Origin of the sequence: Actinomyces polynesiensis (genome assembly GCF_000820725.1) — a bacterium.
Classification (GTDB): Bacteria; Actinomycetota; Actinomycetes; order Actinomycetales; family Actinomycetaceae; genus Pauljensenia; species Pauljensenia polynesiensis.
This window is the reverse complement of the sequence record NZ_CCXH01000115.1, coordinates 1-10,107: the sequence shown is the minus strand read 5'-3', so window position 1 is coordinate 10,107 and position 10,107 is coordinate 1. Positions and strand designations below refer to the sequence as shown.

10 protein-coding genes are annotated in these 10,107 nt (G+C 72.2%); 3 read left to right on the top strand and 7 right to left on the bottom strand.

The features are described 5' to 3' along the window. The 3 genes from acnA to TA90_RS05525 all read right to left on the bottom strand — a co-directional run. A partial coding sequence (gene acnA / locus TA90_RS05535) for an aconitate hydratase AcnA (protein ID WP_043535017.1) occupies positions 1–1,659 on the bottom strand: 1,659 nt, incomplete at its 3' end. A 263-nt stretch (positions 1,660–1,922) separates the two neighbouring features. After that, entirely contained in the window at positions 1,923–3,254 is a 1,332-nt protein-coding gene (locus TA90_RS05530) for a class I SAM-dependent RNA methyltransferase (RefSeq protein WP_043535016.1), read from the bottom strand. Further along, on the bottom strand, positions 3,251–5,245 hold the full coding sequence (locus TA90_RS05525; RefSeq protein ID WP_052450554.1) for an APC family permease: 1,995 nt from the start codon (positions 5,243–5,245) through the stop codon (positions 3,251–3,253). Before TA90_RS05525 ends, TA90_RS05530 begins: the two co-directional genes overlap by 4 nt. A gap of 134 nt (positions 5,246–5,379) precedes the next feature. Between TA90_RS05525 and TA90_RS05520 the strand changes: the two genes are divergently transcribed. Then, positions 5,380–6,030, top strand: a complete 651-nt coding sequence (locus TA90_RS05520; protein ID WP_043535020.1) for a potassium channel family protein — start codon at positions 5,380–5,382, stop codon at positions 6,028–6,030. A 2-nt stretch (positions 6,031–6,032) separates the two neighbouring features. Next, entirely contained in the window at positions 6,033–6,731 is a 699-nt protein-coding gene (locus TA90_RS05515) for a potassium channel family protein (protein WP_043535014.1), read from the top strand. A gap of 81 nt (positions 6,732–6,812) precedes the next feature. Here the strand turns inward: TA90_RS05515 and TA90_RS05510 are convergent, their stop codons facing one another. From TA90_RS05510 to TA90_RS05495, 4 genes are all read right to left on the bottom strand, one after another. Beyond that, positions 6,813–7,571 (bottom strand): DUF3159 domain-containing protein, encoded by a 759-nt coding sequence (locus TA90_RS05510; protein ID WP_082031500.1) that lies wholly within the window; start codon positions 7,569–7,571, stop codon positions 6,813–6,815. Next, the gene (locus TA90_RS05505; RefSeq protein WP_043535013.1) at positions 7,568–7,966 is read right to left on the bottom strand and encodes an OB-fold nucleic acid binding domain-containing protein; all 399 of its coding nucleotides are present in this window, start codon (positions 7,964–7,966) and stop codon (positions 7,568–7,570) included. The genes TA90_RS05510 and TA90_RS05505 overlap by 4 nt, the downstream gene beginning before the upstream one ends. After that, complete coding sequence (locus tag TA90_RS05500) at positions 7,959–8,621, bottom strand: DUF3710 domain-containing protein (RefSeq protein WP_043535012.1); 663 nt, start codon at positions 8,619–8,621, stop codon at positions 7,959–7,961. Before TA90_RS05500 ends, TA90_RS05505 begins: the two co-directional genes overlap by 8 nt. Before the next feature lie 108 nt (positions 8,622–8,729). Continuing rightward, positions 8,730–9,032 carry a DUF4193 domain-containing protein gene (locus TA90_RS05495; RefSeq protein WP_043535011.1) on the bottom strand — a complete coding sequence of 101 codons (303 nt, stop codon included), beginning with the start codon at positions 9,030–9,032 and terminating at the stop codon, positions 8,730–8,732. Between the two features lie 180 nt (positions 9,033–9,212). Here TA90_RS05495 and sepH point away from each other — a divergent pair. Then, on the top strand, positions 9,213–10,107 hold an 895-nt coding region (gene sepH / locus TA90_RS05490), incomplete at its 3' end, for a septation protein SepH (RefSeq protein ID WP_052450552.1).

Genomic DNA, 10,107 nt, shown 5'->3' with positions numbered 1-10,107 from the left:
CGGCTCCGGCAGGGGCCCCGAGTTGCCGATGCAGGTGGTGCAGCCGTACCCGACCAGGTTGAAGCCCAGGGCGTCGAGGTCCCCCCACAGCCCGGCCTTCTCGAAGTAGTTGGTGACGACCTTCGACCCGGGTGCCAGGGAGGTCTTGACCCAGGGCTTGGTGCGCAGCCCCCGGCGCACCGCGTTGCGTGCCAGCAGGCCCGCGGCGAGCATCACCGAGGGGTTGGAGGTGTTCGTGCAGGAGGTGATCGAGGCGATGGCGACGTCGCCGTGGTCCAGGCGCGTGTGGGTGCCGTCCTCCATGGTCACCGGCACGATGCGGTGGGGGCGCCCGTCGTCGAGGGTCGCGTGGCCGGCGGGGGCGCCGTTGGTGTCGGAGATGTCCCCCTCGACCGGGTCGGAGGCCGGGAAGGTGTCCTCCAGCGCGTCGTCGAGCTCGGAGCCGTCCTCGCTCGCCCCGTCGTCGACGTAGTCCACGACGGCCTCGCGGAAGGCGGCCTTGGAGGAGGAGAGCTCGATGCGGTCCTGGGGGCGCTTCGGACCCGCGATGGAGGGGACGACGGCGGAGAGGTCGAGCTCGAGGTACTCGGAGTAGACGGGCTCGTGGGCAGGGTCGTGCCACAGACCCTGCTCCTTCGCGTAGGCCTCGACGAGGGACACCAGATCCTCGTCGCGGGCGGTGAGGCGCAGGTAGTCGAGCGTGACCTCGTCGATGGGGAAGATCGCGGCGGTGGAGCCGAACTCGGGTGACATGTTGCCGATGGTCGCCCGGTTGGCCAGCGGCACCGCACCGACGCCGTCGCCGTAGAACTCGACGAACTTGCCGACCACCCCGTGACGACGCAGCATCTGGGTGATGGTGAGCACGACGTCCGTGGCGGTGGCGGCGGGCGGGATCGTGCCCGAGAGTTTGAAGCCGACCACGCGTGGGATGAGCATCGACACGGGCTGGCCGAGCATCGCGGCCTCCGCCTCGATGCCGCCCACGCCCCAGCCCAGGACGCCCAGGCCGTTGACCATGGTGGTGTGGGAGTCGGTGCCCACACAGGTGTCCGGGTAGGCGGTGAAGGTGCCGTCGGACTCCTCGCGGGTGAAGACGGTGCGGGCCAGGTACTCGATGTTGACCTGGTGGACGATGCCGGTCCCCGGCGGGACGACGCGGAAGTTCTCGAAGGCACCCTGTCCCCAGCGCAGGAACTGGTAGCGCTCCCCGTTGCGCTCGTACTCGCGGTCGACGTTGCGTTCGAAGGAGTCCGGGGTCCCGAAGACGTCGATCTGGACGGAGTGGTCGATGACCATCTCGGCGGGCGCCAGGGGGTTGATGCGGGTCGGGTCGCCACCGAGTTGGGAGACGGCCTCACGCATGGTGGCGAGGTCGACGATGCAGGGCACGCCCGTGAAGTCCTGCATGACGACGCGCGCCGGGGTGAACTGGATCTCCGTGTCGGGGTCGGCCGTGGGGTCCCAGGCGGCGAGCGCGCGGATCTGGTCCGCGGTGACATTGGCACCGTCCTCGGTGCGCAGGAGGTTCTCCGCGAGGACCTTGAGGGAGTAGGGCAGGCGCGAGAGCCCTTCGACCGCGTCGAGCCTGTGGATCGTGTAGGTGCGGTCGCCCACGTCCAGGGTGGAGCGGGCGCCGAAGCTGTCGAGCGTGGGCATGTGTCCTCCTGTCGGACGGGTTCCGCGTCGGCGACGCTGCAGGCGCATCTGATCTCTCGACATCAAGATATCTGGTGACAGGGGTGTCCGCAAATCGAAACACCGTCCGCGGACACCCGGTTCCCACCGGCACGCGCGAGGGATCGGGGGCCCCGTCAGCCGGCCCGGGAGACAGCGGACCCGGACCGCCTCCCGGGCAGGCGGACCCCGAACAGAGCGGACCTCGGGCCCCGAACAGAGCGGACCTCACCGGATGGGAGGGGTCAGGAGCGGGTGAGGACTGCGACGAACTCCAGGTGGTGGGTGTGGGGGAACAGGTCCCACGCCTCCAGGGACTCCAGCGCGTACCCGCCCTCGTGCAGGGCGCGCAGGTCGCGGGCCCCTGCTGCGGGGTCGCAGGCGACGAGGACGATGCGCGCAGTCCCCGTCTCCACGAGGGCCCGTGTCACCTCGCGGCCGGCCCCCGCCCGCGGCGGGTCCAGCACGACGACATCGGCACTCCCCCCGAGTTCGGCGGTCAGGTCACCGACCCCCTCGGCGTCCACGCTGCCCACGAAGGGCTCCGCCCACGGGCGCCCGGACAGGTTCCGGGAGGCGTCCGCCACGGCCTCCTCGTCCCCCTCCAGGCTGAGGACGCGCCCGCCCGGTCCGGTGGCGTCGGCCAGGACGCGGGTGAAGAGCCCGGCCCCGGAGTAGAGCTCCGCCACCCGGGTCCCCTCCCCCACGGCCGCACCCCGTGCGACGGCCCCGGCCAACACCTCTGCGCCGCGCACGTGGGTCTGCCAGAAGCCGGAGGGGCGCACCCCGTAGGTGCTGCGCCCACCGTCCGGCAGGGCCACGTCCCACGCGAGGGGATCCGCACCGACGGGTCGCCGTGAGGAGTCGAACACCCCACGTGGTGTGACCACCACGGGCTCGCCGCCGGTGGGGGCCACGACCCGCACCCGGTCCCCGGCACGCCACAGGTCACGCCACGCCGGGTCCTCGAAGAGTCCCAGCGCACCGACGGCGGGGACGGCGAGGGGCATGGAGTCCAGGGCGATGACCTCGCGGCCCCGGTAGCGGTGCATGCCGGGACGTCCCCCCTCGTCGATGACGAGCTCGATGCGGGTGCGTCGGCCGAGCAGTGCGTCGTCCCCGCCCTCGTCGCCGGGGGCGGGGCGCACCTCGACCCCACCGAGCTCCGCGACGCGGGCGGCCAGTTCCTCCCCGCCGACCCGCCGCAACTGGCCTCGCAGGACGTCCGACTTCCACCGCCGCTGGGCCGCGGGGCGCACGTGGGCCAGCTCTCCGCCCCCGACACCCCCGGGTCCGGCCTGCGGCCACACCGAGGGCACACGGTCCGGTGAGGGCTCGAGGACCTCCTCCACGTCCGCCCAGGCCAGGGTGTTGCGCGTGGAGGTGACGCGGGCGCGGACCCGCTCACCGGGCAGGCCGTGCCGCACGAAGACCACCCGGCCGTCGGCGTCGCGGGCGACGCACGCCCCGCCGTGGGCGGGCTCCCCCAGCGTCAGCTCGAGGGCCTCCCGGTCCGCGGGGTCGGTGTGCGCCCCGTTCCTGTGGTGCCTGCTCGCTCGGGGTGGGCGTCGTCTCATGGGGTTTCCTCGGACTCCTGTCCTGTGGTGGGGGCGTCGTTCGCCCCGGGTCTCTTGAACGGGTCGTTGACCAGCTGGTGGCCGACCACCTCGTCGTCCTCGCCCAGCTTCCAGGGCACGGTGGTGATCACCACGCCGGGGATGTCGAGGAGCGCCTGGCGCAGGCGCACCGCCGTCTGGTTGTGCATGGCGTTCTCCCACCAGTGCGACACCAGGAATTGGGGCACGTAGACGACCACCATCTCCCCAGGAGAGCGACGGCGCTGGTGGCGGATGTGGGCGACGACCACCTGGGTGACGTCACGGAACGGCGAGGACAGCAGCGTCAGCGGCACCGGCAGCCCCGACTCCTCCCACTCCTGGAGGATCTTGTGCTCCTCCTGCTCGTCGGTGACGACGCTGACGAGTTCGAGGGAGGTGGGCGAGGAGGCCCGCGCGGTGGCGACCGCCCGCATGGAGGGGCGCGCGAGGTTGGAGACCAGCACGATCGCGTGGACGCGGGAGGGGAGCGCGCGCCCGGCGGAGTAGTCCTCCACCCGCAGCTGGTTGCGCACCGTGTCGTAGTGGTGGCGGATCCCCTTCTGCACCGCGAAGACGACGCCCATCATGATCAGGGTGATCCACGCGCCGTGGGTGAACTTCGTCAGCAGCACGATGACGAGGACGACCGCGGTGAGGAGGAAGCCGATGATGTTGACGACGCGCGAGCGCAGCACCCGGAAGCGCTCCGGACCCGTCTGGGGGCGGCGGAGCAGCCGGTTCCAGTGGCGCACCATCCCGAGCTGGGAGAACGTGAAGGAGACGAACACGCCGACGATGTAGAGCTGGATGAGCCGCGTCACCGATGCGTCGAAGGCGATCACGAGCACGATGGCGGCCAGTGAGAGGACGACGATGCCGTTGGAGTAGGACAGCCGGTCCCCACGCTTGTAGAGCTGACGCGGCAGGAAGGAGTCACGGGAGAGCACCGACGCCAGCGTCGGGAACCCGTTGAAGGCGGTGTTCGCCGCGAGGACCAGGATCAGGCCCGTCACCACGGTGACGAGCAGGAACAGGGGCGAGCCCTCACCGAAGACCGTCGAGGCGAGCTGACCGATGACGGGGGCGACGTGGACGTCGCCCCCGACGGGCCGTCCCCCCAGGGTGAGCTGGGTGGAGGGGTCGTCGACGATGCGCACCCCGGTCTCGCGGGCGAGGAAGAGGATCGCCATGAGCATGCTGGCCACGATCGCCCCGAGCATCGCCAGGGTGGCCGCGGCGTTGCGGGACTTCGGACGGCGGAAGACCGGCACGCCGTTGGAGATGGCCTCCACACCTGTCAGCGCCGCGCAGCCGGAGGAGAAGGCGCGCATGAGGAGGAAGGCACCGCCCAGGCCGACGAGCCCGTCGACGTGACCCGGGGTCGCGACGAGTTCGTACTGCGCGGTCGGGGCCTGTCCCAGGTGGCCCGTGGCCAGCTGGACCATCCCGACCACCGCCAGGAGCCCGATCGAGGCCATGTAGAGGTAGGCGGGCACCGCGAAGGCGCCGCCCGCGTCGCGCAGGCCCCGCAGGTTGAGGACGGAGAGGACGACGATGAGGGTCACCGCGATGGGGACCTCACGCCCGGCGAGCGAGGGCACGGCCGTCGTGAGGTAGTGGGCGCCCGAGGAGATCGACACTGCGACGGTGAGGATGTAGTCGACCAGGAGCGCCGAGGCGACGAAGAGCCCCGCTGTGGGGCCGAGGTTCGTGGAGACCACCTCGTAGTCCCCGCCCCCCGAGGGGTAGGCGTGGACGGTCTGGCGGTAGGAGAGCACCACGACCACCAGGACGACCACCACCGCGAGGCCGACCCAGAGGGACTGCGCCACCGCCACGCCGCCCGCCAGGGCGAGCGTGAGGAGGACCTCGTCTGGGGCGTAGGCCACGGAGGAGAGCGCATCGGAGGCGAACACCGGCAGCGCGATGCGTTTGGGCAGCAGCTGTCCGCCCACCGAGTCCGACCTCATCGGTCGCCCGATGAGCACCCTCTTGAGGCGGTCGACGGCATCCTGCACGATCGCCCAGCGTACTCGTGGGCGCGGCCCGTGGATACCCTGACCGCCCGTGGTGCGGGTACCGTGGTCCCGTGCACTTCGTCATCATGGGATGCGGCAGGGTCGGGGCCATGATCGCCACCGCCCTCGACGCGGACGGACACTCCGTCGCCGTCATCGACTCCGACCCCCAGTCCTTCCGCCGCCTGTCGGCCGAGTTCTCGGGGCGGCGGGTGACGGGCCTGGGCATGGACCGTGACGCCCTGCGCCAGGCGGGCATCAAGGACGCCTACGCCTTCGCGGCCGTCTCCAACGGGGACAACTCCAACATCATCGCCGCCCGGGTCGCACGTGAGACCTTCCACGTCGAGCGGGTCGTGGCCCGCATCTACGACCCGACGAGGGCGGCCGTGTACGAGCGCCTGGGGATCCCCACCGTGGCGACCGTCCGCCGCACCTCCGAGGCGGTGATGCGCTGGCTGATGCCCCCCGACGCCGATGTGGTGTGGGCCCACCCCACCGGCCTGGTGTCGCTGGTGGCCGTCATGCCGGTGCCCAGCTGGTACGGCACCTCCTTCCCGGTGGTCGAGGAGCTCACGGGCCAGCGGCTCGCCTTCGTCTCCCGCCTGGGGGTCATCCAACCGGCCCGGCCGGACCTGGTCGTCCAGGAGCACGACGAGCTCTTCTTCGCCATCAGTGGTTCCGATCCCGTCCCCCTGCGCGACGTGCTCACGCAGGCGCCGAAGCTGGAGGACTGACCGTGAAGATCGTCATCGCGGGTGCGGGCTCGGTGGGCCGTTTCGTCGCCCTGGAGCTGCTCGAGCACTCCCACGAGGTCACCCTCATCGACAACCAGCCCGACCAGATGCGCGTCGCCTCCGTCGCCGACGCCGACTGGGTGCTCGCCGACGCCTGCTCCCCCGAGGTCCTCGCCGACGCGGGGGTGCGCGAGGCCGACGTGCTCGTGGCGGCCACGGGTGACGACAAGGCGAACCTGGTGATCTCGCTCCTCGCGAAGGCCGAGTTCGGGGTGCCCCGCGTGCTCGCCCGCATCAACAACCCGAAGAACGAGTGGCTCTTCGACGCCTCCTGGGGCGTCGACGTCCCCGTCTCCACCCCCCGCATCATGACGGCCCTCGTCGAGGAGGCGGTCTCGGAGGGGGCACCGATCCGCCTGTTCACCTTCAACGGCGCCGACGTGTCCATGTACGCCCTCGTCCTGCCCGCGGACTCCCCCCTGGCCGGCCACCGGGTGGAGGACGTGGCCCTGCCGGGACGCACGGTCCTCACGGCCCTCCTGCGCGATGGGCGTCCGATCACGCCCTCCCTCGACGACGTGCTCGAGGCCCGCGACGAGCTCCTGCTCCTCGTCCCCGACGACGACGCGGGGGCACTGGACCGCCTCGCCCGGCTCGTCAGCCCCCCGACCCACGGGGACGGGACGGCACCCCGCTCCTGAGGCGGGTCGCACAGCTCCCGACCGGGCACGTGCCCGGTCCCGCACCCGCCCGGCCCCGGACCTCCCGGGCCCCGGACCTCCTCAGCCCCGCCCGGACGCGTCCTCCCCGTCCGCCGGTACCGCCGTCTCCCCCGCTGCCCCACGCAGGTCCGAGAAGGGCTTGAGCCCCGCCCAGGTCACCCAGCACACGAGGGCGAAGAGGGGCAGTCCGAGCATGAGCTTGGCCACTCCGAGCGCCGCGACCTCCCCGGCGCTCCACAGGGGCCACTGGACCCCCAGGCGCAGGAGGAACATCGCGGTCCACACCCACGTGAGCCCGCGGCAGCGCCGGCGCAGGGCGGCCAGTGCCGGGTCCGTGCGCCAACCGGTGGGCAGCTCCCACACGAGGGCCAGCAACTCCCCCACCGCCGCCCGGCGCAGTGCCAGGGAGAGGAGGAGCGCGACGGCGAAGGCGCCCGCGGTGACCATCCCCCAGGCGAAGTAGTTCTCCCCGCGCCCCGACAGGAGCGCCCACACCACACCGATGGCGACGCCCAGCAGTCCCGAGAGGGCCTGGGTCGGGGCCTGGCGTCGGACCAGGCGGACCAGGCAGAACACCAGCGACAGGCCCGCCGATGCCACGACGGTCCACACGAGGTCGCGGGTGGTGACGTAGAGGACCACGAAGACCAGGCCGGGGGCGACAGACTCCACCACGCCGCGCCACCCTCCCACGGCCGCCGCCACGGAGAAGGTCTCGCCGTCCAGTCCGGAGGCCCAGGCGGGCAGTGGACGCGCGTCACGCGCCGCCGGTCCACCGGCAGGGCGCTCCCCGTCGCCGCGGGGCGGGGGCACGCTCATGCGGCGCCCGGGGCGAGCAGCCGGTACAGCGGGTCGATGATCACGAGGTGGTCGATGTGGAGGGAGGCGGTCCCCTCGACCTCGATGTGACGGCCCACGGAGATGCCGGGGATCGTGCGCCGGCCCAGCCAGCGCAGTTCGATCGCGCCCGTCCCGTCGTAGAGGGTCGCGAGGAGCCTCACCGGGCCGTCGACCGGGGAGTAGGTGATGGACTGCAGGACGCCGGAGACGACCACCTTGTGCCGCTCCTGCACCTCGGAGATGGGGATGGTGCCGCGGGACCGGCGGCTGCGCGCCTCGTAGTCAGCCTCGATCGCCTCACGTGAGGTGCCCGTCCAGCGCTGCCGGACCCGCTCCAGCAGGGAGGGTCGCCCCTGTCGGGGGAGATCAGACATCGGGGACCTCGACGGCCCCCTCGGGCACGTGCAGGGGGAGCAGGTCGAGGCGGGCACGCGGGAGGTCGTCCCGCACGACGACGAGGCGGTCGATGACCTTCTCGACCTCGGCGCCGGCCTCGGGTGACTGGGCCGCCGGGCCGAGGACGTCGATGCGGGCGAACCAGCGGGGCCCCTCGCGTCCGATGACACGCATGCGCGACGTGGCGCGTGAACCGTCGGGGAGGGTGACGACCATGTCCGCCACGAGTTCCTCACCGTAGCGGGTGGTCGTCGCGGTGACGGTGGCGCCGTCCTTCTCCATGCCGGCGCGGATCTGGTCGCGGATCTCGTCCCACACGCCGCCCGACTTCGGGGCGGCGGCGACACTCACCTGGATGCCCGAGGCACCCAGCACGACGAGGGCGCGCAGCACGCTGCGACCGTCCTGGGCGATCTGGGTGCGCAACTGCATGCCCGGGACGGCGGGGATGAGGAGGGATCCCATGTCGACGTACCCGCTGGAGGTGTCGACCTCGTCGGGGGTGCGGGGACCCGGTCGGGACCAGACGGGGTCCTCATCGGCGAGGGAGGGCCGGGTCGCCTCCCCCGTCGGGGTCTCCTCGACCCCGGACGACCCGTCCTCGTCCTCGTGGTGGCGTGAGCGACCGAACATTCGCGGTCCCGTCCTTCCGGTGGTGTGTCCGTCCACCACCGTACGCGGTGGAGGGGGTGCGGTCGCACCCCGATGTGTCCCGGCGGGGCTGCGCCCGCGTGCGGGAGGTCAGCCGGCGCACTCCGTGCACACGGGCAGGCCGTTGTCGTCGACGTAGGCCAGTTGTGAGGCATGGTGCACGAGGAAGCAGCGCGAGCAGGTGAACTCGTCCTCCTGGCGGGGCACGACGTGCACCGTCAGTTCCTCCTTCGAGAGGTCGGCGCCGGGGAGCTCGTAGTTCTCGGCGGCCTCGTTCTCGTCCTCGTCGACATCGTTGGAGCCGGCGTCGTTGCGACGGGCCTTCAGCTCCTCGATGGAGTCCTCGGCGACGTCGTCATCCGTCTTGCGCGGGGCGTCGTAGTCAGTGGCCACCCTGTCTCCTCACTCAGTGACGGACCCGGGCGGTGGTGTCCGCAACAGGGTCCTCGGCGCAGGGATGGTAACACTTGCGGCGGGCCCACGCCATCGAGTTGTCGGACACGCCCACCGTGCGCCGCGCGTGGGCCCCGTGACTCTGAGACCATGCCGTGTGGAGAGTTGCAGGAGGTCCCGATGATCGAGCTCGAGCTGCTCGGAACGGGCGCGGACGGCCAGTCACTGGTCCTCACCGACGCCGAGGGTGAGCGCTACAGCGTGCCCGTGACCGATGAGCTGCGCGGAGCCGTGCGCCGGGACCGCCCCCGCCTGGAGTCGGTCCCCGACCCCCAGGAGCGGCCCCTGCGCCCCCGTGAGATCCAGGCCCTGCTGCGCAGCGGCCTCACCGCCGAGGAGCTCGCCCGCGAGTCCGGCATGGACATCGCCCACATCCGGCGTTTCGAGGCCCCCGTCGCCGCGGAGAAGGAGTGGGCGCTCTCCCGCGCGCTGGAGACCCACGTGGGCGGGGACCGGGACGCCCCCGTCATGGGTGACCTCGTCGTGGACCGCCTCGCGGCACGCGGCGTCGACCCGGCCTCGCTGTCCTGGACGGCACGCAGGCCCGGGGACGGTCCCTGGGAGATCGCCCTGACCTTCCTCCAGGGTGCGGCGGAGCACGCCGCGCACTGGACCCTGGCCCCCTCCGCCACCTCCGTCGAGGCCATCGACCAGGAGGCCCGCTGGATCACCGAGACCGCCTCCCCCTCCCCCGTCTCCGCCGTCTTCTCACCACTGCCGACCGCGCAGCCCGTCGACACCCCCGACGGTGCGGACGACGTGCGCGCCCGCGAGGCACTCGTGGAGCAGCTCAACGCCGCGCGCGGTCACCGGCAGGGCATCGACATCCCCCTCGACGACCCCGAGGATGACGGGGACCCACTCGACGGGTCCGACCCGGATGCGGAGGGACCGACCCACGCGCCTGCCGACACCCCGGCCGGCTCCCTCTCCGCACGCATCTACTCACTGGCACACGCCCGCACACGCGGGACCCCGCCGGCCACCGGCAACGCTCCTCGGCAACCCACCGCGG

Bases quoted from the DNA above. Each gene is read 5' to 3' on its own strand.
- TA90_RS05505 (WP_043535013.1), bottom strand. From the start codon at position 7,966: ATGTCTGATCTCCCCCGACAGGGGCGACCCTCCCTGCTGGAGCGGGTC.
- TA90_RS05520 (WP_043535020.1), top strand. From the start codon at position 5,380: ATGGGATGCGGCAGGGTCGGGGCCATGATCGCCACCGCCCTCGACGCG.
- TA90_RS05530 (WP_043535016.1), bottom strand. From the start codon at position 3,254: ATGAGACGACGCCCACCCCGAGCGAGCAGGCACCACAGGAACGGGGCG.
- TA90_RS05500 (WP_043535012.1), bottom strand. From the start codon at position 8,621: ATGTTCGGTCGCTCACGCCACCACGAGGACGAGGACGGGTCGTCCGGG.
- TA90_RS05510 (WP_082031500.1), bottom strand. From the start codon at position 7,571: ATGAGCGTGCCCCCGCCCCGCGGCGACGGGGAGCGCCCTGCCGGTGGA.
- TA90_RS05525 (WP_052450554.1), bottom strand. From the start codon at position 5,245: ATGAGGTCGGACTCGGTGGGCGGACAGCTGCTGCCCAAACGCATCGCG.